The 21,542-nt window shown below is 65.6% G+C and carries 19 protein-coding genes; 11 read left to right on the top strand and 8 right to left on the bottom strand.

The genetic code is table 11. The features are described 5' to 3' along the window. Positions 1 to 397: 397 nt before the first annotated feature. Entirely contained in the window at positions 398 to 1,162 is a 765-nt protein-coding gene (locus tag QQK83_RS06155; RefSeq protein WP_284262641.1) for a FadR/GntR family transcriptional regulator, read from the bottom strand. Positions 1,163 to 1,377: 215 nt separating this feature from the next. On the opposite strand from QQK83_RS06155, the gene QQK83_RS06150 reads away from it, so the two are divergent. The 7 genes from QQK83_RS06150 to QQK83_RS06120 all read left to right on the top strand — a co-directional run bounded on the left by QQK83_RS06150 (position 1,378) and on the right by QQK83_RS06120 (position 10,104). Beyond that, positions 1,378 to 2,226: a carbohydrate ABC transporter permease gene (locus QQK83_RS06150; RefSeq protein ID WP_284262639.1), complete on the top strand. Its 849-nt coding sequence runs from the start codon at positions 1,378 to 1,380 to the stop codon at positions 2,224 to 2,226. After that, a complete protein-coding gene (locus QQK83_RS06145; RefSeq protein WP_284262637.1) occupies positions 2,223 to 3,065 on the top strand; it encodes a carbohydrate ABC transporter permease in 843 nt (280 codons plus the stop codon). The genes QQK83_RS06150 and QQK83_RS06145 overlap by 4 nt, the downstream gene beginning before the upstream one ends. Positions 3,066 to 3,094: 29 nt before the next feature. Then, entirely contained in the window at positions 3,095 to 4,387 is a 1,293-nt protein-coding gene (locus QQK83_RS06140; protein ID WP_284262635.1) for an ABC transporter substrate-binding protein, read from the top strand. A 65-nt stretch (positions 4,388 to 4,452) separates the two neighbouring features. Continuing rightward, complete coding sequence (locus QQK83_RS06135; RefSeq protein ID WP_284262633.1) at positions 4,453 to 7,149, top strand: glycoside hydrolase family 2 TIM barrel-domain containing protein; 2,697 nt, start codon at positions 4,453 to 4,455, stop codon at positions 7,147 to 7,149. Next, positions 7,146 to 8,171 carry an ABC transporter ATP-binding protein gene (locus tag QQK83_RS06130; protein WP_284262631.1) on the top strand — a complete coding sequence of 342 codons (1,026 nt, stop codon included), beginning with the start codon at positions 7,146 to 7,148 and terminating at the stop codon, positions 8,169 to 8,171. Before QQK83_RS06135 ends, QQK83_RS06130 begins: the two co-directional genes overlap by 4 nt. Next, positions 8,168 to 9,319: a galactonate dehydratase gene (gene dgoD, locus QQK83_RS06125; protein WP_284262629.1), complete on the top strand. Its 1,152-nt coding sequence runs from the start codon at positions 8,168 to 8,170 to the stop codon at positions 9,317 to 9,319. The genes QQK83_RS06130 and dgoD overlap by 4 nt, the downstream gene beginning before the upstream one ends. Further along, positions 9,313 to 10,104 (top strand): SDR family oxidoreductase, encoded by a 792-nt coding sequence (locus QQK83_RS06120; RefSeq protein WP_284262627.1) that lies wholly within the window; start codon positions 9,313 to 9,315, stop codon positions 10,102 to 10,104. Before dgoD ends, QQK83_RS06120 begins: the two co-directional genes overlap by 7 nt. A gap of 111 nt (positions 10,105 to 10,215) precedes the next feature. Here QQK83_RS06120 and QQK83_RS06115 read toward each other — a convergent pair whose 3' ends face one another. The 6 genes from QQK83_RS06115 to QQK83_RS06090 form a co-directional block, all read right to left on the bottom strand. After that, positions 10,216 to 10,536 (bottom strand): YciI family protein, encoded by a 321-nt coding sequence (locus tag QQK83_RS06115; RefSeq protein ID WP_284262625.1) that lies wholly within the window; start codon positions 10,534 to 10,536, stop codon positions 10,216 to 10,218. Then, a complete protein-coding gene (locus QQK83_RS06110; protein ID WP_284262622.1) occupies positions 10,536 to 11,378 on the bottom strand; it encodes a class III extradiol dioxygenase family protein in 843 nt (280 codons plus the stop codon). The genes QQK83_RS06115 and QQK83_RS06110 overlap by 1 nt, the downstream gene beginning before the upstream one ends. Beyond that, complete coding sequence (locus QQK83_RS06105) at positions 11,371 to 11,721, bottom strand: extradiol ring-cleavage dioxygenase (RefSeq protein ID WP_284262620.1); 351 nt, start codon at positions 11,719 to 11,721, stop codon at positions 11,371 to 11,373. Before QQK83_RS06105 ends, QQK83_RS06110 begins: the two co-directional genes overlap by 8 nt. Continuing rightward, positions 11,718 to 12,431 carry an alpha/beta fold hydrolase gene (locus QQK83_RS06100; protein ID WP_284262618.1) on the bottom strand — a complete coding sequence of 238 codons (714 nt, stop codon included), beginning with the start codon at positions 12,429 to 12,431 and terminating at the stop codon, positions 11,718 to 11,720. Before QQK83_RS06100 ends, QQK83_RS06105 begins: the two co-directional genes overlap by 4 nt. A gap of 192 nt (positions 12,432 to 12,623) precedes the next feature. After that, positions 12,624 to 14,042: a vanillate/3-O-methylgallate O-demethylase gene (gene ligM, locus QQK83_RS06095; RefSeq protein WP_284262616.1), complete on the bottom strand. Its 1,419-nt coding sequence runs from the start codon at positions 14,040 to 14,042 to the stop codon at positions 12,624 to 12,626. 115 nt (positions 14,043 to 14,157) lie between these two features. Next, positions 14,158 to 14,883: a GntR family transcriptional regulator gene (locus QQK83_RS06090; protein WP_284262614.1), complete on the bottom strand. Its 726-nt coding sequence runs from the start codon at positions 14,881 to 14,883 to the stop codon at positions 14,158 to 14,160. Between the two features lie 116 nt (positions 14,884 to 14,999). Here QQK83_RS06090 and QQK83_RS06085 point away from each other — a divergent pair, with 116 nt between their 5' ends. Together QQK83_RS06085 and QQK83_RS06080 are read left to right on the top strand one after the other, a co-directional pair. After that, positions 15,000 to 15,941: a VOC family protein gene (locus QQK83_RS06085; protein WP_284262612.1), complete on the top strand. Its 942-nt coding sequence runs from the start codon at positions 15,000 to 15,002 to the stop codon at positions 15,939 to 15,941. Between the two features lie 23 nt (positions 15,942 to 15,964). Continuing rightward, positions 15,965 to 16,873, top strand: a complete 909-nt coding sequence (locus QQK83_RS06080; protein WP_284262713.1) for a methylenetetrahydrofolate reductase — start codon at positions 15,965 to 15,967, stop codon at positions 16,871 to 16,873. A 69-nt stretch (positions 16,874 to 16,942) separates the two neighbouring features. On the opposite strand, the gene QQK83_RS06075 is transcribed toward QQK83_RS06080, so the two are convergent. Continuing rightward, positions 16,943 to 18,640 carry a sigma-54-dependent Fis family transcriptional regulator gene (locus QQK83_RS06075; protein ID WP_284262610.1) on the bottom strand — a complete coding sequence of 566 codons (1,698 nt, stop codon included), beginning with the start codon at positions 18,638 to 18,640 and terminating at the stop codon, positions 16,943 to 16,945. Positions 18,641 to 18,835: 195 nt separating this feature from the next. Between QQK83_RS06075 and QQK83_RS06070 the strand changes: the two genes are divergently transcribed. Both QQK83_RS06070 and QQK83_RS06065 read left to right on the top strand, forming a co-directional pair. Further along, positions 18,836 to 20,314 (top strand): aldehyde dehydrogenase family protein, encoded by a 1,479-nt coding sequence (locus QQK83_RS06070; RefSeq protein ID WP_284262608.1) that lies wholly within the window; start codon positions 18,836 to 18,838, stop codon positions 20,312 to 20,314. Positions 20,315 to 20,423: 109 nt separating this feature from the next. Then, positions 20,424 to 21,533 carry an NAD(P)-dependent alcohol dehydrogenase gene (locus tag QQK83_RS06065; protein WP_284262606.1) on the top strand — a complete coding sequence of 370 codons (1,110 nt, stop codon included), beginning with the start codon at positions 20,424 to 20,426 and terminating at the stop codon, positions 21,531 to 21,533. Positions 21,534 to 21,542: the final 9 nt, after the last annotated feature.

The following is a 21,542-nucleotide window of genomic DNA, read 5'->3' as shown; positions in this document are numbered from 1 at the left end:
GGACCCTCCCGACACACCGCGTTCTTCGGACATCCGCGCAGCCGAAGGGACCGAGTATTTTGTCCCGGATCGTTTTGAACGACGCCCGTAACAGGTCGCGCGGGGTTCGTCGCCAGCCCCTTGACCAGGCGCGGACCGGTCGCCTTGATCAGTGCACATCCATCACACTGGCCGGATGTTCCGATGCTGCGCAACGAATGCGAAGGTCACGTCGCATCCCGCGTGACGCATGCGCGCGCCACCATGCTTGCACCCGTGGCGCACGCGACTTTGGCTGTCTCGGGATGTCGCGCGCCGCCAAGATCCTTGTTTTGGCGGATGCATTTTTATCTGCATCTGCCCGCTCTCTGGGCCCATGGCGACGATCTGGTCAGGTCTGCACGAAACCGGCAGCAGCTCAGGATTTCGACGGGCCACGATTGCTTAGCCCCAGGTCGATACCGGCGACCGCAAGCAGCCGGGTCATGACGTTTTCCGCACCGATCGGATCTCGGGCGCGGATCATCTCGATCAGGTCGCCGTGCTGTGACAGCGACTCGCCGGGTTCATGGGCGCGGGCGATGGACATGCGAAACGCGATGGCCAGCGCGGTGCCGATCATGTTGGACAGTTGAATGAACACCACGTTCGATGTGGCGCGCAGCAATGCGAGGTGAAAGGCGATGTCGGCTTCGTTGAAGCGTTGAAAATCGCCTGCAGCCTTGGCCGCGCTCATGTCGGCAAAGGCAGCTTCCATGGCTTCGATATCCCCCGAGGTCGCCCGCATGGCAGACAGGCGTGCCGCAGCGGGCTCTATGACCTGTCGCGCTTCGAACAGGGAAAAGACGAATTCGGCGTCGGGGTCCACTTCCATGGACCAGTTCAGCAGGTCTGCATCCAGCAAATGCCACGCACTGCGCGGCTGCACGATGGTGCCGTGCCGCGGGCGCGCGATCAGCATGCCCTTGTCCTTCAACGCGCGCACCGATTCACGCAACGCGCTGCGGCTGATGCCCAGTTTGTCACACAAGTCGGTTTCCGGGGGCAGAACATGACCGGCCGGGAAGTCCCCCTTCAGGATCGAGAAGGCCAGCCGCTTGACGGTGTTCTGGTATACGCGCGGCTTGCCACGCGCAGCAAGGCTGCCGTCTTGCGTCGCCGGGTCATTTGATTGATCAGACATATCACCTTGTAGCCTTCACCGGGTTGACCGTCAACCGAGGCGAAGCCTTGTTTCCCGCAGAACGCGCCACACGCGCCCCATCTCATTAGTCAGACTATTACTTGACTGTCGCCTTTAGTCGGACAATACTCTTGGCTGAATCGACCAGCAAGGAATCAACTTCCATGCGACACCGGACAAATTTGATGAAGGGAAGCGGCCCGCTTTGGTTGACCATGGCGCCGTTCCTGATCATCTTCGTCGCCTTCTCGCTGTTCCCGGTTCTGTTCTCGGCCTGGTTGGGCGTGCATGCCTGGGACGGGTTTTCGACCCCGCGTTTTGTGGGGTTCGACAACTACGCCACCGCCCTCGCCGATCCGGTCTTTCGCAAGGCCGTGTGGAACACGATCCATGTCTGGTTCTGGTCCACGCTGATCACCTGCGGGCTCGCGCTCGTGCTGGCGGTGCTGATCAATGAATACGCCGTCTTCGGGCGCACCTATTTCCGCATGGTGTTCCTGTTGCCCCTGCTGGTCGCGCCGGCCATCGCGGCGATCATCCTGCGCGTGCTGTTTTCGGCGAACGGGGGGCTGGTGAACCTGATGATCGGTGAAATCACCGGCACGCCGACGTTCTTCAGCTGGTTCGACTCCGAGATCTGGATCAAGCCGCTGGTTGTCCTGCTGGTGATCTGGCGCTGGACAGGGTGGCACATGATCATTTTCCTGGCCGGCCTGCAGGCCATTCCGCGCGACATCTACGAGGCCGCGCGCCTCGAGGGTGTCAGCCGCTGGTCGGTCTTCAGCCGCATCACCCTGCCGCTGCTGGCCCCTGCCCTCGCCTTTTCGATCATCACCGCAACCCTTGGCGGCCTGCAGATGTTCGACGAGCCGTTCGTGCTGACCCAGGGGATCGGCGGCACCAATCATTCGGCGACCACGCTGGGCATGTATCTCTACGCCACGGCGTTTACCCAGTTCGATTTCGGGCTGGGGGCGGCCGTCAGTTGGTACATCTTCGCCGCCGTGGTCGCCATGACACTTCTCTACCGCAGGCTGAGCGCGGGTCTGGGGGCTGCGAGATGAAACGCTACTGGCGCAACCGCGAAGCGCGCGGCAACCTGATCCTGACGCTCCTCATGGTCCTGCTGTCGGCCGTCTTCGTGCTGCCCCTGTTCTGGACCGCCGTCTTTGCGACGCATACCCTTCAGGAGGTGTTCCAGTTCCCGCCACCGCTCTGGTTCGGGGACCAGATCGCGGTCAATTACAGCCGGATCGAAGCTGTCTTCCCCCCCTTCCGCCCGATCCTGAACAGCCTGATCGTCGTCTTGCCCAAGACCATCGGCCTGGTGCTGGTTTCGGCCCTCGCGGGATACGGGCTTGCGCGCTACGTCGGCCGCCCGGGGCACAAGTTCCTGCTGGCGATGACCTTCGCCACCTTGTTCTTCCCCCCCTCGCTGGCCTTGATCCCGTTTTTCCTGCAGATGAGCTGGCTGGGTTGGCTCAACACCTTCTGGCCCCTGATCGTGCCGGCGATGGCGTCGGGCTTCGGGGTGATCTGGATGTATACCTACATCGGATCGGCCATCCCGCATGAATTGTACGAAGCCGCGGAGATGGACAATTCCGGGCCGCTGGCGACCTTCGTCTTCGTGGTCCTGCCGATCATCCGGCCCGGCCTTGCCGCGCTCGGGGTGTGGACGGTCATCAGCACCTGGAACGATTTCCAGCTGCCGCTCGTGGTGCTCGGGGACGGGACGAAGTTCACCGTGCCGCTGGCGCTGACCATGCTGTCGCGCACCCATTTTTCGGACACCCCGGCCGTGATGCTGGCCACGCTGATCGGGTTGGTGCCGGTCTTCATCCTGTTTGCCCTGCTGTCGCGGCAATTCATTGCCGGTCTGACATCGGGGGCCGTCAAGTAACGATGATCCATGTAACCAGGGAGGAAAAGATGGAACTGACACGACGCATGATGATGGCATCGGGGCTGATGGCCCTCGCGGTGCGACCCGGTTGGGCGCAGGGAATGCCGCTGCAGGTCGATCCCAACACGAGCGCCACGATCACGGTCTGGACATGGCCCAACAACGACCGCACGATCAACGCGCTTCTGCCTGCGTTCAACGCCGCCTTCCCGAATATCCGGGTCGAGGTGCAGGGCTTCCCGAATGCCAACTCCAACTATCTCAACACGGTGCAGCGGGCCCTGCTGTCCGGTTCCGGCCCCGACGTCGCCATGATCGAGATCAACGAGCTGGCCCTTCTGTCGCAGCGCCCGCAATGGGTCGACCTGTCCGCGGCGCCCTACAATGCAGGCGCGCTTCTGGATGACTTCGCCGACTTCACGGCGAGCAACGTGACGACGCAGGACGGCAAGATCGTCGCCCTGCCCAAGCACACCGGCCCCGGCGCCATGTTCTACCGGCGCGATATCTTCGACGAGGTCGGCCTGCCCTCGGACCCCGACGCCGTCGCAGAGCTGTTTTCCACATGGCCCGCCCTGGTCGAGAACGGCGCACGGCTTGTGCGCCCGAATGCCCGCTGGATGATCGCCAATGGCACCGAGATCCTGAGCGCCCGCATGGGTCAGGCCGGGGTCAGCTGGTTCGACGGCGACGGCACCCTGCAGATCGACCATCCCGTCATCCTCGACGCGCTGGAGCTGATCGATGCGGCCGCCGATGCCGGCCTGATCTCGCCCTTCGTGATGTGGTCGCCGGAATGGCAATCGGCCTTCGGCAACGGCCAGATCGCCACGATCATGTCGGGCAACTGGTTCGGGGGGCTGCTCAAGCGCGCCTTCGCGCCGGACGACGGCGGGAAATGGGGCGTGTCCCCCATCCCGGCCGACGAGACCGGCAACCGGGCCTGGAACTACGGCGGCGACCACATCGGCATCCTCGAGACGTCACGCAACAAGGAAGCCGCCTGGGCCTTCATCCAGTGGCTCGTCACCGACGACGAAAGCCTGAGGCTGCAATACCAGAACGACGATCTGTATCCCGGTTACCAGCCCGCGGGTCGCGCGGACTGGATCAATTTCGAAGATCCCTACTATGCCGGGCAGAACGTCAACACCGTGTTCGCGCAAGTGCAGGCGACCATGACACCCTGGACGCTGAACACCAATGACCGGCTGGTCGGGGAAACGATGCAGACCGCCGTCGACAACATCGTGCGCGGCGTTGCCACCCCGGCCGATGCGTTGGACGAGGCCGCGACACGGCTGGCAGCCCGTCTGTAACGCAAAGGTGCCCACCGGCGGCCCCGTGGCCGCCGGTTCACGGCCCGCCGACACTGGAAGCGAAAATGATCAAAGACATCGCACTGCAAGGCGCGTGGGACTTCGCGCTTGATCCCGACCGAAAGGGGCTGTCCGAAGACTGGCACAAGGCCCGGTTCGAGGATGAGATCACCCTGCCGGGCACCATCGACCTGGCGCGGAAGTGCCCGCCGGGCCCCTCCGCGGGCATGGCCTACCTGACACGCCGCAACCCCTATGTCGGGCCGGCGTGGTATGCCCGCGACGTCGTGGTCCCCGAGGATCATGACGGGTTGTATCATGATCTTTTCCTCGAACGCCCCCACGGAGCGGTGCGGGTCTGGCTGGACGGGCTCGAGGTGGGCCGCGACCTGGGATTGTGCACACCGAACACCTTTCTTCTCGGCCAGCTTGCGCCGGGCCTGCATCGCCTGGTCCTCCGCATCGACAACGGCGATTTCCCGCAGGTCGGCGGGGCGCATCAGGACACGAATCCGGACGTGGCCCATTCCACCTCCGAGCATACGCAATCGAACTGGAACGGCATCGTCGGCGCGCTGCGGATCGAAGCGCGCGCGGCCCGGATCGCCCGGCTGGATGTCAGCCCGCAGGACAGCGGGATCGACATTGCCGTCGAACTCGACGCGCTGGACCCGAACCGGTATTGGCCGGGTTTCTGGACCAGCGGCACGCCGAACGACGAATTGCGCCTGACCGCAACCCTTGCGGATGGCCGGACCGTCGCAAGGTCGCTGCCGGTGACGATCGACTCCGCGCATACACCGCTCGCGGTGCAGCTCACCCTGCCCGAGGACACCCCGCAATGGGATGAATTTTCGCCCGTGGTCCATGCCCTGCGCGCCGAATGGTGGCGGGATGGCACCTGCCTCGACCGACGCGACACCAACTTCGGGCTGCGCCGGATCATGACCGAGGGGCGCCATATCCTGATCAATGGCAGGCGCATCTTCCTGCGCGGAACGCTGGATTGCGCCCTGTTTCCGAAAACCGGCCATCCTCCGATGGATCATGACGGCTGGCGCGCGATCTTCGAAACGGTCAAGGCCAACGGGCTGAACCATGTCCGGTTCCACAGCTGGTGCCCGCCTCGGGCCGCCTTTGACGTGGCGGATGCGCTGGGGCTTTATCTGCATGTCGAAACACCGGTCTGGTGCGTGCTCGGGTCCGATCCGGGACTCGATCAACTCGTCCGTCACGAGGCCGAGCGCATCGTGGCCCATTACGGCAACCACCCGTCCTTCGTCATGCTGACCGTCGGCAACGAGGTCGCAGGCCCCGGTCTGCATGCCTGGCTGGAACGGTTCCTGGACCATTGGCGCCGGACGGACCCGCGCCGCATCTACAGCGGCGGGTCCGGTTGGCCGACCTTGAAACGCGCCGACTACCTGTCCAAACCCGAACCCCGTTCCCATCGCTGGGGCGAAGGCCTGGACAGCCGGCTGAACGCGCGCCCGCTCGAGACCATGACCGACTGGTCCGACTGGGTGCAAAAGCAGCCCCAGCCCCTGCTGGGCCATGAGATCGGGCAATGGTGTGCATACCCCGATCTAGACACGATCGCGGATTTCGACGGACCGCTTGCCAACCACGCCTTTGAACAGGTCGCGGAGGATCTGACCCGGAAAGGCCAGCGCCACAGCGCCCGCGACAAGGTGATCTGCTCGGGCATGTTGCAGACTGCCCTCTACAAGGAAGATATCGAGGCCAGCCTGCGCACCCCTGATTACGCTGGCTTCCAGTTGCTGGGGTTGCAGGATTTCTCGGGCCAGGGCACGGCGCTTGTGGGTGTCGTGGACGCGTTCTGGCAGTCCAAGCCCTATCACGAGCCAAGCCGCTTCGCCCAATTCTGCGGCCCCGTGGTGCCGTTGATCCGGGCGGCCGGTTTCGTGCTGAACATCGGGGACAGGTTCGAGGCCCGCGCGGAGCTGTCTTGCTTCGGTCCCGAAGACCTGTCCTCGGACAAGGCGGAGTGGCGGCTGACGGATCACGGTGGCCAGGTCCACGCAAGTGGACGCCTGCCCCACGGCCAGCTGGCCACCGGGGCGCTGCATGTGCTTGGGCAGATCAGCATCGAGACGGCCGAGCTGGCGCAGGGGCAGTATTGCCTGCAGCTGTCCGCGGGGGGCGGCACCAACGCCTGGGACCTCTGGGTCTTCGACCGCGGCGTTGCCGATCTGCCGATCGTGACATCCCTCGGTCCGGATGAGCTCAGGCGCCTCGACGCCGGCGAAACCCTTGTGTTCTGCCCGAACCCCGACCAGGTCGCGCCCAATGCGGCCCTCGGGCATACCACGATCTTCTGGAACACGGTCTGGACCGGTGGCCAGCCCCCGACGACCCTGGGATTGATCAACCGGCTGGACCATCCCCTCTTCCGCCATTTCCCGGCCGGACGTGCGAGCGGCTGGCACCAGTGGGAGCTGACCCATCAACGCCGCGCACTGGACATGCGCGGGCTGGAGGTCACGCGCATCATTGACGTGATCGATGACTGGAACACCAACCGTGACCTTGCCTTGCTGGCCGAAGCGCGTGTCGGCAAGGGACGCCTGGTGTTTTGCGCCGTGGACATGACGACAGGGAACAGGCCCGTCGCAGCGGCGTTGGGGCGGGCATTGCACGCCGTGATCGCCGCCCCGCACGGGGACTGCGCGACGATCAGCCTCGCAGAGCTGCGCAACTGGGCCGATGCCGCCCTGATACAGGAGGCGCGCCCGACATGAGCAGCATCACCCTGAACGCCCTGCACAAGAGCTATGGCGCGTTGGACGTCATCCGCGATGTGAACCTGCAGGTGGACGAAGGCGAGTTCTGCATTTTCGTGGGCCCGTCAGGCTGCGGCAAATCCACCTTGCTGCGGATGATCGCCGGGCTGGAAACGATCACCTCGGGCGAGGTCCGGATCGGAGGCGATGTCGTCAACGACGTCGCCCCGGCGGACCGGGGCATTGCGATGGTCTTTCAATCCTACGCGCTTTACCCGCACATGACCGTGGCCCAGAACATGAGCTTCGGACTGCGCAGGACCGGCCATTCGCGGCAGGAGACCGCCGCACGCGTCGCAGAGGCTGCAGGCATTCTGCAGCTTGGGGCGCTGATGGACCGCAAGCCCGCGCACCTGTCGGGCGGCCAGCGGCAGCGGGTAGCGATCGGTCGGGCCATCGTGCGGCAGCCTCGGGCTTTCCTGTTCGATGAACCGCTCTCGAACCTGGATGCCGAATTGCGCGCGCAAATGCGGGTGGAGCTGGGTCAACTTCACAAGCGGCTGGGCGCAACGATGATCTACGTCACCCATGACCAGGTCGAGGCGATGACCCTCGGGGACAAGATTGTCGTCCTGCGCGACGGCAAGGTCGAACAGGTCGGCTCGCCAGACCAGCTATATACCGATCCCGACAATACCTTCGTCGCGGGCTTCATCGGGTCGCCTCGCATGAACCTGATCGATCTGCACGACGGCACCCTGTCCGGCCACGAGATCGCGGCACCGCCGAATGCGCGGATCATCGGCATCCGGCCCGAGCAGTTCGGCCAGGGTCGGGGTCTGGAGGCCACGGTCATGGTGGTGGAAAACCTGGGCGGCATCTCGATCCTGCACTGCGCCCTGTCGGACGGTCAGGCCATCCTGGTCGAGGCGCGGGGCGAAGACCGGCCGACACAGGGCGCGCGCATCGGTCTGACCCTGCCCGCGCGTCCGTTGTTCTTCGACGAGGCGGGCAACAGGCTGCGAGAGGCAGGCGCATGAAGATCACCGCGCTCAAGACCTTCATCGTTCCGCCACGGTGGTTGTTTCTGAAGATCGAAACCGACGAGGGGCTTTCGGGATGGGGCGAACCCATCGTCGAAGGGCGGGCCCATACCGTCCAGACCGCCGTGGCCGAACTGGCCGACTACCTCGTCGGCAAGGACCCGATGCGGATCGAGGACCTGTGGTCGGTCATGTATCGCGGGGCCTTCTACCGGGGCGGGCCGATCCTGATGAGCGCGATTGCCGGCGTCGATCAGGCCCTGTGGGACATCAAGGGACGCGCCTATGGCCAGCCGGTGCACCAGTTGCTGGGCGGGGCCTGTCGGGACCGGATCCGGGTCTATTCCTGGGTGGGCGGGGACAGCCCCAGGGATATCGCCAAGGAAGCCGTAAAGGCCGTTCAGGCCGGGTTCACCGCGCTGAAGATGAACGGGACGGACCGGATGCAGTTCGTCGACAGTCACGCCCAGATCGACCGGTTGGTCGGAACCCTGTCCGAGGTGCGGGCCGCCATCGGGCCGGATATCGGCCTTGCGGTGGATTTTCACGGGCGCGTGCACCGACCCATGGCAAAGCAACTGATCCGCGAACTGGATCAGTTTCGCCTGATGTTCATCGAGGAACCCCTGCTGTCCGAACATCTGGATGCGATCGCCGAAGTGACGCGCGGTTCGGCCACTCCGATCGCCTTGGGCGAGCGGCTGTATTCCCGCTGGGATTTCCGGAACGTGCTGGAAAGCCGGGTGGTCGACATCATCCAGCCCGACCTGAGCCATGCCGGCGGCATCACCGAGTGCCGCAAGATCGCGGCCATGGCCGAAGCCTATGACGTGGCGCTTGCACCCCATTGCCCGCTGGGGCCCATCGCGCTGGCGGCCTGCCTGCAGGTCGACGCGGTCAGCTACAATGCCTTCATCCAGGAACAATCGCTGGGCATTCACTACCACGGACCCAAGCGCGACCTTCTCGCCTATCTGGTCGATCCCGACGTGTTCACCTACAAGAACGGCATGGTGGACATTCCCCAAGGGCCCGGCCTGGGCATCGAGATCGACGAGGACCGCGTGATCGAAGCCGTGCGCATCGGCCATCGGTGGCGCAATCCCCTGTGGCGCCACGCCGATGGATCGGTCGCGGAATGGTAGGGCAAGCAGGAAGACTGGCCGGCCGCTTCATTGCCGTGACCGGGGCAGCGCAGGGCATCGGTCAGGCGATCGCCGCAGAGTTCAGGGCCGAAGGCGCGGATCTGTTCCTGCTCGATATCGACGGGCCGTCGCTGGAGCATGCCGCCGCCGAGCTGACCCACCTGCCCGGCGGCGCCCTGCTGCACGCCGCGGCCGATATCGCGGATGCCGACCGGGTCGCGCAGGTCTTTGCCGACGCGGCGCTGGCGCAGGGGCGGCACCTTGACGGGCTGGTCAACAATGCGGGGGTCAATGTCTTTCACCCTCCGCTGCAGACCGATGCGGCCGAATGGCAGCGCGCTTTCGCCATCAATCTGGAGGGGGCATGGTCCTGTGCGCGTGCCGTCCTTCCGGGCATGATCGCGGCCGGGCATGGTGTGATCCTGAACATCGCATCGACACATTCCTTCACCATCATTCCGGGCACATTCCCCTATCCGGTGGTCAAACACGCGCTGTTGGGGCTGACCAAGTCGCTGGCGCTGGAATATGCCGCGCAAGGGGTGCGGGTGAATGCCATCGCGCCGGGATATGTCGCCACGCAAAAGGTGCTGGACTGGTGGGACACCCAGCCCGACCCCGCCGCGGCGCGCGCCGCAACGCTGGCCCTGCACCCGCAGGGGCGCATCGCAGAGGCCTGCGAAATCGCGCGCGCCGCGACCTTCATGATCTCGGACGAATGTCCGTTCATGACGGCGACCTGCCTGACGATCGATGGCGGGCTCAGCCAGCGCCAGCACGCCTGACCCCCCGCTCGGCCTTGGCCGAGGCCTTCGGCGGGCGCGTCGACGGGGTGGCCCGCGTGGACATGCCGGGAGTTTGCGTCGCCCCCGTCCCGCAACCCCCGTCCCGCCCGGTCAGCCCTCGGTGAGCGGGACAATGCGGTCGGCGCGAAAGCCGTCCGCCAGTCGCGTCAAGGTGATCCGGGCGACAACGCCGCCCGTGGCAAAGGGGTCGCCTTCGGCAAAACCGCGTGCATCGGCTTCGGTTTCCGCCTCGAGGATGCCGAAATTGCCGATCCCCGCGCCGGCCTCATCCCACAGCGCAGAGCCCGTAAGCACCCTCGCCAGACCATCACCGCCCGTGCGGACCCAGGCCCGATGCTCGGCGCGCAGGGCGTCGCGCAGCGCCGCGATCTCCGCCTGGTCGCCATGTCGACAGATCATGAGGAAATACATCAGGCCGCGTTCTCCAGAAGGACCATGCCCGCGCCGGTCATCGAGGCCGGGGCAAAGTAATGCTGGTGCAGGGTGTTCACCTCGGCATCCATGCAGCCGCGCATGACCAGCCACATGATCAGCTCGGCGCCTTCCGAGCCGAACTCCTCGATGTAGTCTTCCCGGCTCATGGCCCTGTAGCGGGTCGGGTCGCTGCCGATGCGCGCGATCCATTCGCGGTCCGCCTCGGGGTTGATGAAACCCGCGCGCGCGCCCTGCAGCTGGTGCGACAGGCCACCCGTTCCCAGGACAACCACCCGGTCATTGCCCGGATAGCTGTCGATGGCGCGGCGCAGCAGCTCTCCCAGCGCCCACATGCGCTGCGGTGTGGGGATAGGATACTGGATCGTGTTGACGAGGATCGGCACCACCTTGACGGGCCAGGCCTCGGGCCGGCCGAAGACCAGCTCCATCGGCACCTGCATGCCGTGATCGACATCGAGGTCACGGCACAGCAGCGGGTCGAAATGCCCCTCCACCATGCAATCGGCCAGATGCCAGGAGAAATCCTCGGCGCCCTCGAAGACCGGAACGGGCCGCGGGCCCCAGCCCTCGTCGGCCGGACGGTAGCGGTCGGCCACCCCCAGGGCGAGCGTCGGCAGCCGGTCGAGGAAAAAGGAATTCCCGTGATCGTTGAAGATGACGACCGCGATGTCGGGCCTTTTCTCGGCCATCCATTGCCGGGCGGGAGCGTAGCCATCGAAAAACGGCTTCCATTCCTCGCTGTCGCGCAACCCCTTGTCGAGCGCCATAGCGATCGAGGGCACATGAGACGTGCCAAGACCACCGATCAATTCAGCCATTGGTCACCTTTCCCAGTCTTGTCTTCAGGAATTCCGGCAGGTCCATGCCCGCCTGCGCCGCGCCGATCTCGCGGATCGGCGTCGGATCGACCGCGGAAATCTTGAGGATGAAAAACAGGTTGCCCCCGAGGCGCACCATTTCGCGCCAGTCGCGGGCCCGCACCGCGGCGCGTTGCGCATCGGACAGTTCGAACCTGTCGAGATAGGCCTCCTCGTCGGCCAGAAACGCCGCGCGCCCCTCGGGCGAAGACAGGCCCATCGCCATCTTGTTGAGGGCATAGCCCATGTTCGCCCGCCGGCGGTCGAGAAGCGGGGTGTCGGGAATGCGGTCTTCGGATGTCATGGGTCGTCCCTTCCGGATGTCGTGGCGGCGTGGGTCCGAAGCCATGCGGCGATGACCTCTGCCGTGGCCTCCGGCTGCTCGGCCGGCACGAAATGCCCGGCACGTTCGATGATGTGCATCTCGGCCTGCGGGCACAGGCGGCGAATATCCTCGTGCCGGGTGACCGGGCTCCAGATATCCTGACGCCCCACGACAAGCAGCATCGGCTTGCCGTGGGCGCCCACCGTCCGGCTCGCATCGGGCCGCGCGAGCAGCGCCCGCATCTGGCGTTCGTGAATCTCGGGGGTCATGCGCAGGACCATCTGCCTCAGGCCGTCCATCACGTCGGGATCGGGCGTGATCCCCGCGGCCATCATCCCGGGCAACCACCTGTCCGCTAGCGCCGCCATCCCGTCGTCATGAGCCAGCCGGATCATCGCTTCGCGGCTGGCCTCTTCGCCGGTCTTGCGGGGATGCATGCCGGTGCTCAGAAGCGCCATCGCCGCGATCCGGTCCGGTGCAAGCCGCGCCATTTCCATGGCGACCCGCCCCCCCATGGAGTGACCGACCGGGACAAGGGTGCCCGGATGCCGCGCAAGCAGCGCCTCGGCCATACCGGTGATGGTCTCTTGCCGCGTGACATCGGCCACGATCGCGCCGGGCACCCGACGCCGCGTTTCCCGCCAGACATGGGCATCGCAGATCAGGCCCGGTATGAGAAGGATCGTCATGGTCGCCTGACCTTCGGTTCGCGCATGGACAAGACGGAGCTGCGCGCAGCGGCATCGCGCAGGCCGGAGGCACGGGCACGGGCACGGGGGCGAAGGCCACGCGGCGGACGCGGGACCAGGGTCATGCGCCAGCCACCTGCCCCGGGGTGCCCCTGCCCCCCGGCACGGGGGGCAGCGACATGGCGCGGGCGCTTATTGCGCGGCCGCGGACTTTGTCCGCCAGCTATCGGCGTAGTTTTCGCGCGCTTGCTTCGAATAGGGCGTCGGCGCGACGCGCACCCGGATCTCCGTCTGGCGATGCGGCTCGGTCGAGGTCTTGCCGGTGACCTCGGGCTCGCCCCATTTCAGGGTCAGGATGTCGCCGACCTGCACCGACTGATCCACGACGCCGAGGCTCAGCAGGCACCGCTCGTTCCAGCTGTAGCCGTTGAACATCGACATCCCCACCATCTTGCCGCTCTCGTCACACACCATGTCGGCGCTGGAGGAGGCATAGTTGGGCTGCGGGAAGTCGATCCACTTGCAGGGCGTGCCTTCCTCGAAGGCCGAGGCGATCACCTTCAGCACATCGTCCTTGTTGAATTCGAACGTGGCCTTCTTGCGGTTCTTCGGGCTGCCCTTCATCTCCTGCAGCGCGGCCTTGCCGACGAAGTCGTCCTTCTTCCAGCCGATGTAGAAATCGTAGCCCAGTTCGAACGGATTGACGTAATAATCCTCGATGTTGTCCGACACGAAAGACCCGCCGATCGAGCCTGCAGCCTCGTAGCTTTCCGCCCCGAGCCAGTCCCGGTAGGCCGCCAACATGCCGTCGCCGGTGTAGATCCCCGGCAAGGGCGACGGAATCCATCCCGATTCCAGCGTGTTGGTCGAATAGGCGCGGCTGCCGCACTGGACCAGGTCGACGCCCGCCTCCCGCGCCGCCTGCAGGATGGTCGAGTGGATGTAATCCTTGTCCTTGTAGGGCCCCCAGACCTCCAGACCCGGCGCGCCGGACATGCCGTGGCGCAGCGCCTGCACCTTCTTGGACCCGATGTTGATCCAGTCGACATGGAAGAACTTGATGTCCGGCACGGGGCCGCCATTCATCTTTTCGAAGATCGCGGGGGCCAGCGGGCCCTGGATCTGGAACCGGTAATGCTCGCGCAGCACGCGCTCGCCCTCGGGGCGCGAATTCGACCGCGGATCGTAGCGCAGGCGCACGTTCCACTGGCCGTAGGCGGCGCAGAACATCAGCCAGTTGGACGTCGGCGCGCGCCCGACGAGAACGTATTTGTCCTCGCGCTCGCGGAAGATGATGTGATCCCCGATCACGTGGCCCGCGGGCGTGACAGGCACGTAATGCTTGGCGCGGTTGAGGCTGAAATTGTCGAAGGAATTGATCCCGTGCCAGGCCAGGAACTCGGTCGCCTGCGGGCCTTCGACGATCAGCTCGTCCATGTGATGCGTCTGGTCGAACAGCACGGCACCGTTGCGCCATGCATCCTGCTCCATCCGCCAGTTCCGGAACTCGGGCGCCACGACCGGGTAGACATACATCCCGATCCTGGAATTGCGCAACAGGTCGACCGGGTTGCCGGCGGCCGCGATTGCAGCGGAAAGACTATGGGTCACTGGTGCTCCTCCCACGTAAGTGATGTATACATATGTTGCGCATCGTTGCGGAGGTTAACAAGCCGAAATTTCGCAAACCCCGGCGTTTTCCGGTATTCCCGCATACATCAAGAGGTTACGCGCGCACGAAAGCCAGCGCCGCGCTTCCTTCGCGGCGAGCGGCCGCATCGGACAGCAGGAATTGCACGTTCCGGCGGGCCGTCCGCGCATGCTCGCGCGCCAGGGATTCGGCACGTGCGCCCTCACGGTGTCGGATCGCGTCGATGATGGCCTTGTGCTGCTCATGGGCGATCCTGAGGTTGCCCAGAAGCTGCCCGGCATGCGTCTCGTCGTCGAGGAACGCCGACGGCGACGCAAAGGGAAGCGCCGTCACCCGCGCCAATTCCCGGGCCAGGGCCGCACTGCCGGACAGCCGCACGAGCAGATCATGGAACCTGCTGTTCCAATGGGAGTATTTCTCCATTTCAACACGCGCGACAGACAGCAAACGATCAATGTTCCGAATGATCTCATCGGCTTCCGCCAGCTGCGCCTCCGTCACGCCGCGTTCCGCCGCGAAGCGCGCCGCGGTCCCCTCGAGCACGCCGCGCAGTTCGATCGTGTCTTCGACATCCGAGATGTCGAAGCTCCGCACCACGAATCCGCCGCCCTTTGCGCGGTCAAGAAGCCCCTCTTCGGCCAACTGCGCCAGCGCGGCGCGCACGGGCGTGCGCGAGATGGCCAGATCCTCGGCAACGGCAACCTCGAAAAGCCGCGTGCCCCCGGACAGCGCGCCGCTCAAGATGCGCTGCCGAAGGGAAATCAAGGCGCGCTCCGCACGGGTTTTCACGGCCTCGGCCATAAGCATCGCCCTCCATGTATACATCAAGCCTATCAGCGGGCTTCCATTTCATGTATACATCAGAATGGAATCGAAGGAAGCGGAGGTTTGCAATGCCGGACGACAGGAACGGCCCCGTGACATCGGATATCGCGCATCTCGGCCATGTGGAGTTGCTCACCGACCGCTTCGAGGAGAGCCTCGATTTCTTCACCCGTGTCTACGGCCTGAAGCTCTCCCTGCTGGACGGGGACAGCGCCTACCTGAGGGCCTGGGACGATTACGAGTTCCACACGCTGAAGCTGACGCAGTCCGACCGGACAGGCGTGGCCCACATCGCCTATCGCGCGCACAGCCCCCAGGCGCTCGAACGGCGCGTGGCCGCGATCACCGCTGCAGGATACAGGATCCATGGGTGGGTCGATGACGACCCCGGCCACGGCCCCGCCTTCCGCTTCGAAGATCCCTTCGGCCATCTCTTCGAGATCTACCATGACACGCGCCGCGCAGAGCCCGACGCCGCCGACCGCCCCGCGCTCAAGAACATGGCGTCGAAATTCCACGCCCAGGGCGCCTGCCCGCGGCGGCTCGACCACCTCAACCTCCTGGCCGAGGACGTCGAAGCCTTCCGCCGCTTCATGGAGACCTGTCTCGGGGCCCGCGTGACCGAGATGATCCGGCTCGACAACGGCCGACTGGGCGGCTGCTGGTTCACGATCAACAACAAGACCTACGACCTGGCCTGCACCGAGGAGCATGGCGGCGGCCACGGGCGTCTGCACCACGTCACCTATGCGACCGACCAGCGCGAGGACATCCTGCGCGCGGCCGACATCTTTCTCGAGAACGGCGTCCACATCGAAACCGGACCGCACAAGCACGCGATCCAGGGCACGTTCTTCCTGTATGTCTGGGAACCCGCCGGCAATCGGGTCGAGCTGGCCAATGCAGGTGCGCGCCTGATCCTTGCGCCCGATCACCAACCGGTCGTCTGGACGGAAACCGAACGCAGGAAGGGACAGGCCTGGGGCCTGAAGACCATCGACACCTTCCACACCCATGGAACGCCCCCCCGATAACCGCTCCGGATCAAGGAATGCCGATGCCCATCCTGAATTTCTCGCGCAGGGCCGAGGACGCCCGCTTCAGCCCTGAGCTTCACCACCTCATGCAGGGGTTCTCGATCGAGGTGATGCCGCGCACGGCAACCAAGGTGGAGAGCTTCGCCGAGATCCTGCCCGAGGGCACCCGCGTCTACATCGCCCATATCGACGGCACACCGATCGCCGACATGGTGGCCACCGCCCGCCGCCTGCGCGCGGAGGGCTTTGCCGTGATGCCGCATATCCCGGCCCGGCTTGTCCCGGACAAGACCACGCTCGAGGCGTGGCTGCAGCGCTACCGCGACGAGGCGGGCGTCGATCAGGCACTGGTGATTGCGGGCGGCCCCGCGACGCCCCACGGTGACTTTCACAGCTCCATGCAGCTCCTCGAGACGGGATTGTTCGACCGCTACGGGTTCACCACCCTGCATGTGGCAGGCCATCCCGAAGGCAACGGCGACATCGACACGGACGGATCGACCCGGATCGTGGATGCGGCGCTGCACTGGAAGCAGGCATTCCGCGACCGCACGGACGCCCGCATGGCCATCGCCACCCAATTCGCCTTCGAGGCCGCTCCGGTCCTGGAATGGGCGCGACGGCTCAAGGCCGGCGGTGTCGATCTGCCGATCCATGTCGGCGTGGCGGGCCCGGCCAAGCTGCAGACCCTCATCAGGTATGCGATTGCGTGCGGTGTCGGCCCCTCGCTGTCGGTTCTCAAGAAACATGCAACCGACCTTGCGCGGCTGGCCCTGCCCTTCGAACCGACAGAGGTCCTCGAGGCGCTTGCACAGGCCCATGCCGCGGGCGACGCGGGCCATATCGAGCGGGTGCATGTCTTTCCGCTTGGCGGCATAGCGGCCTCGGCCACCTATGCCGGGAACGTGGTGCGCGGTGCCGGGTCCTGAACCGGCGGCGCAGCGACCGCGACAGCCACGCGGCCGGGCCGGTCGCATGGTGAGACACGCCGGGCCGCCCTAGCTGCGCAGCAGTCCGAACTTCTTGATGCGGTAATCCAGCTTGGCACGGCTGAGCCCCAGCTTGCGGGCCGCGCGGGACACGTTCCAATCGGTCTCGACCAGCGCCGCGCGCAACAGCTCGATCTCGAGGATCTCGATGCTGTTGTGACCATCGACCAGATCGGCCGTCGCCGCCTTCAGATGCGGTTTGGCCGCGCGTGCCACCTCGGGCAGCTTCTCGAGCGATGAGAACATGTGGTTGATCTCGATGAATCCGCCCGCTTCCGCAAAGATCAGTCCCCTCTCGATCAGGTTCGACAGCTCTCGCACATTGCCGGGGTAATCGTAGCGCAACAGCAGATCATAGGTGGCCCCCGACAGCCCTTGGACGGTCTTGCGCAGCCGCTTGCGGTGAAGCGACAGGAAATGCGTGATGAGCAACGGGATATCGTCCCGGCGCTCGCGCAGCGACGGCACCTCGATCGGCAGAACGGACAGCAGGTTGTAAAGATCACTGCGCAAGCGCCCCTCGGCCATGGCGATCAGGGGCGAGGGACCGGTCGCGGCGATGATGCGCAGGGCGCGGGGCCTGTCGCTCCTGTCGTGCTGGAAAGCGACCAGCCTGGCCTGCAGGCCAAGGCCCAGCGACAGGACGTCGTTCAGAAAGAGCGTGCCCCCGCGCGCTTGTGCAATATGACCCTCGGGCCCGAACAGCTCGTCCGCGTCCGACGGCGACACGTTCCCCAGAGCAGCGCAATTCACCGCGACGAACGGGCCCTTGGGTGTCGTGCCCCTCGCATGCAGATGGCGGGCGAAGAATTCCTTGCCGGTGCCGGGTTCCCCGAGCAGCAGCACGGCCTCGGAAAAGGGTGAGGCCTTTTCCAAGAGACGCTTGGTCCGCTGGATCGGGGCGGACTGACCGATGATCGCCTCTGCCGGATCGGTCCCGGACGGCCCGGCCGCGGAAAGCTCGGGGATGGCAAGCGCCGGGTTCCACGGCCCCTCGCGCACCGTGCGGTCGCGGGCCAGGTCGAAGATCTGCAACTCCGGCACGTCATCTCCCCAGCTGTCCACGTCCTTGCCGATGACAAGGCAGCGCGCCGCCCCCTGGGCGACGCATTCGATCTCGCGGAAGATCACAGGAAAGCCGAGAAGGGTCGAGGTGTAGCCCGACGGCACGCCCACCTGCATCCAGCAGGCCGGGCAGTCGCAGACGCCGAAATTGCGGAAATGCTGGGTGCCCTCGACGCTGTCGATCCAGTCGAATTCGCCAAGATAGGTCTTGCGCTTGGCGTCGAACTCGAACCGCTTGGTCACGACCTTGGCATAGCCCTCGAGCGTGTGCAGCCGCGGCCCCGCGGCCAGCGCGGCGGTCAGGTTCTCCTGCGCGAAGCGGGTCTTGACCAGCTCGGCCAGCTTCACGCCCTCCTGCCAGCCGATGCGCATGCAATTCACGCGGGTCTTGTCCATGCCGACATCGCGGATCATCTGCTTTTGCAGCGCGCCAAGCACATCCGCCTGCATCAGCACCATGCGGTTGTCGTTCAGCCAGATCCGCCCGTCGCCCAACGCGAACTGCAGCGCGCCGGCAAGGTCGTTGAGCGTCGGGGCCGCGCCTTCGTCCAGCAGAAGACTGTCGCCGCGCTGAAGGATTCGCGGGGCTCGTTTCGAGACCTCGCGCAGGGAAACGCGCCCCTGCCCTTCATCATTTTCCAAACCGCTTTCGGTCATGTTCACCAATTACTGAACTGCTCGAATCCTTGCGCCTCCATCTTTATTCATTATTTTCAGGTATTTGTCCAGTTTCTCCGCGTCATGAAAATTTTTTCTCGCGTTTTTGCGAAGCTTTCCGCCGTAGTTCCGGTCAGCCGCGTTGCAGGAAGAGGACAACGCGCGACAGGGAGGAATACCATGGACGGAAGTCTTGCAGAATTCCTGGACCAGAGCGTCTGGACGGGGAAAGTCTACATCGATGGCTGGAATGACGGGACCGGCGGAACCGAAGCCGTGACCGCCCCTGCCGACGGCGCGCTGGTGGGCACGATCGGCCGCGCAACCGCCCGCGATCTTGCCCGCGCCGCCGCCAGCGCGGCTGCTGCGCAACCGGCATGGGAAGCCACCGCGCCCGAAGAGCGGGCCGCGATCCTCAACCGCGCCGCGGACATCCTGCAGGCCAACGCCGATGAACTGATCCCCTGGATCATCCGCGAAAGCGGATCGATCCCGCCCAAGGCCGGGATCGAGATCGAGCACAGCGCGGGCTTCCTGCGCGCCGCCGCCGAAGCCGCGCTCGAGCCGCGCGTCCTCGCCCTCAAGTCGGTCGACGGCCGCGAGGCCGAAGAGCAGCTGATCCGCGTCGCCCACGGGGTTGTCGGCGTCATCTCGCCCTTCAATTTCCCGCTGATCCTGTCGATCCGCGCCATCGCGGCGGCGCTGGCCACCGGCAATGCCGTGGTCCACAAACCCGATCCCCGCACGCCGATCTCGGGCGGCGTGATGATCGCGCGCGCCTTCGAGGACGCGGGCCTTCCAAGCGGCCTGCTGCACATCGTGCCCGGCGGCGCAGAGGTCGGGGCGGCCATGTGCGCCGATCCCAATATCGCCATGGTGTCGTTCACCGGCTCTCCCGAGGTCGGCTCCAGGGTCGGCGAGGCCTGTGGCCGCAACCTCAAGAAGGTGCAGCTGGAACTGGGCGGCAAGAACGCGTTGATCGTGATGGACGATGCCGACCTCGACATCGCCGCATCGAACGCGGCCTGGGGCACCTGGCTGCACCAGGGGCAGATCTGCATGGCGACAGGCCTGATCCTGGCCCCTGTCGCCAAGGCCGCCATGCTGGCCGAGATGCTGGCCACCAAGGCCCACCACCTGCCCGTGGGCAATCCCGCCATGGATGCATGCGCCCTCGGGCCGCTGATCGTCGAGGCCGAGGCCAAGCGCATCGAAGCCATCGTCGAGGACGCGGTCGCCAAGGGTGCGACGCTGCATGTCGGCGGCAAGGCCAAGGGCACGATGTTCCCCGCCACCGTTCTGTCGGGCGTGAAACCCGGCATGCGCGCCTTCGAGGAAGAGATCTTCGGCCCGGTCGCCGTCGTCGTCGCCTATACCGACGAGGCGCAGGCGGTGGAGCTGGCGAACATGAGCGATTTCGGCCTTGTCGGCTCGGTCATCGGGTCGGATGTCGCGCGCGCCAAGGCGCTCGGCATGCGCCTGAAGGTCGGTCACCTGCACATCAATGACCAGACCGTGACCGCATCTCCCATCGCGCCCTTCGGCGGCCGGGGCCGGTCGGGCAATGGCAGCCGCATCTCCGGCCCCGCGATCTGGGAAGAATTCACCCAGTATGTCTGGGTGACCACCAAACCCGCAGCCACCCCCTACCCGTTCTGAGCCGATCAGGGCCGCGCCCGGCACCCTGCCGGGCCAAGCCGTCACGGGACTGTCGCCCATCGGTCATGGGCGGCAGCCACCCCCCTTCTGTCTTCGCGGAGTCCCATCCATGACCATATCCATCAGGGCGGCCGTCGCCCGCACCGCCAATGCAGACCTGACCATCGAGGCGCTGACGCTCGAGCCCCCGCGCGAAGACGAAATCCTTGTCCGCGTCGTGGCCAGCGGCGTGTGCCACACCGACCTCGTGGTGATGTCCGGGAACCTGCCCACGCCGATGCCGGTGGTCCTGGGCCACGAGGGCGCGGGCATCGTCGAGGCGGTGGGCGCGAAGGTGACCAAGGTCAAGCCCGGCGACAGCGTGGTGATGACCTTCAACACCTGCGGCAGCTGCCCGTCCTGCGCGGATGACGCGATGGCCTATTGCTACGAATTCTTTCCGCGCAACTTCTTCGCTACCCGGCCCGACGGCACCGTCGCGCTGAAGGCGGGCGGGGATGGCGTGCATTCCAACTTCTTCGGCCAGTCGTCCTGGGCAACCCACGCGCTCGCCCATGAACGCAACGTGGTCAAGGTCGATGCGACCGGCGACGCTTTGGCACTGATGGGACCGCTTGCCTGCGGCATCCAGACCGGCGCGGGCACGGTGATGAACGCACTCAAGGTGCAGCGCGGCAAGAGCTTCGTCTGTTTCGGCACTGGCTCGGTCGGCCTGTCGGCGATCATGGCGGCCAAGGTCGAGGGTGCTTCCACGATCATCGCGGTCGACATGCATGACAACCGCCTTGCGCTCGCCAGCGAGCTGGGCGCGACCCATGGCATCAACGCGGCCTCCGGGGACGTGGTCGCCCGGATCAAGGAGATCACGGGCGGCGGCGCGACTTACGCGCTGGATACGACGGGTCTGCCCGCGGTGATCCGGCAAGCGGCCGACGCGCTCGCCCCGCGCGGCAAGGTGGCCATCCTCGGCGCCCCGATGCCGGGCTCCGAGATCTGCCTCGACAACACCGATTTCATGTCCACCGGCAAGACGCTGATGGGCGTCGTCGAAGGCGAAAGCGACGGCGACACCTTCATTCCCAAGCTGGTCGGCCTCTGGAAGGACGGCGTGTTCCCCTTCGACAAGCTGGTCCGCTTCTACGCCTTCGAGGACATCAACCAGGCGATCCACGACAGCCACGCGGGCACGACGATCAAGCCGATCCTCAAGATCGGCTGACCACCGCCA

Origin of the sequence: Roseicyclus amphidinii (genome assembly GCF_030163755.1) — a bacterium.
GTDB classification, from domain to species: Bacteria; Pseudomonadota; Alphaproteobacteria; order Rhodobacterales; family Rhodobacteraceae; genus Roseicyclus; species Roseicyclus amphidinii.
Note: the sequence above shows the minus strand (reverse complement) of the source record. Positions and strands in the feature narration are given on the sequence as shown.

Coding starts and splice junctions, on each gene's coding strand:
- QQK83_RS06155 (WP_284262641.1), bottom strand. CDS start 1,162: ATGTCTGATCAATCAAATGACCCGGCGACGCAAGACGGCAGCCTTGCT.
- QQK83_RS06150 (WP_284262639.1), top strand. CDS start 1,378: ATGGCGCCGTTCCTGATCATCTTCGTCGCCTTCTCGCTGTTCCCGGTT.
- QQK83_RS06145 (WP_284262637.1), top strand. CDS start 2,223: ATGAAACGCTACTGGCGCAACCGCGAAGCGCGCGGCAACCTGATCCTG.
- QQK83_RS06140 (WP_284262635.1), top strand. CDS start 3,095: ATGGAACTGACACGACGCATGATGATGGCATCGGGGCTGATGGCCCTC.
- QQK83_RS06135 (WP_284262633.1), top strand. CDS start 4,453: ATGATCAAAGACATCGCACTGCAAGGCGCGTGGGACTTCGCGCTTGAT.
- QQK83_RS06130 (WP_284262631.1), top strand. CDS start 7,146: ATGAGCAGCATCACCCTGAACGCCCTGCACAAGAGCTATGGCGCGTTG.
- dgoD (WP_284262629.1), top strand. CDS start 8,168: ATGAAGATCACCGCGCTCAAGACCTTCATCGTTCCGCCACGGTGGTTG.
- QQK83_RS06120 (WP_284262627.1), top strand. CDS start 9,313: ATGGTAGGGCAAGCAGGAAGACTGGCCGGCCGCTTCATTGCCGTGACC.
- QQK83_RS06115 (WP_284262625.1), bottom strand. CDS start 10,536: ATGTATTTCCTCATGATCTGTCGACATGGCGACCAGGCGGAGATCGCG.
- QQK83_RS06110 (WP_284262622.1), bottom strand. CDS start 11,378: ATGGCTGAATTGATCGGTGGTCTTGGCACGTCTCATGTGCCCTCGATC.
- QQK83_RS06105 (WP_284262620.1), bottom strand. CDS start 11,721: ATGACATCCGAAGACCGCATTCCCGACACCCCGCTTCTCGACCGCCGG.
- QQK83_RS06100 (WP_284262618.1), bottom strand. CDS start 12,431: ATGACGATCCTTCTCATACCGGGCCTGATCTGCGATGCCCATGTCTGG.
- QQK83_RS06090 (WP_284262614.1), bottom strand. CDS start 14,883: ATGGCCGAGGCCGTGAAAACCCGTGCGGAGCGCGCCTTGATTTCCCTT.
- QQK83_RS06080 (WP_284262713.1), top strand. CDS start 15,965: ATGCCCATCCTGAATTTCTCGCGCAGGGCCGAGGACGCCCGCTTCAGC.
- QQK83_RS06070 (WP_284262608.1), top strand. CDS start 18,836: ATGGACGGAAGTCTTGCAGAATTCCTGGACCAGAGCGTCTGGACGGGG.
- QQK83_RS06065 (WP_284262606.1), top strand. CDS start 20,424: ATGACCATATCCATCAGGGCGGCCGTCGCCCGCACCGCCAATGCAGAC.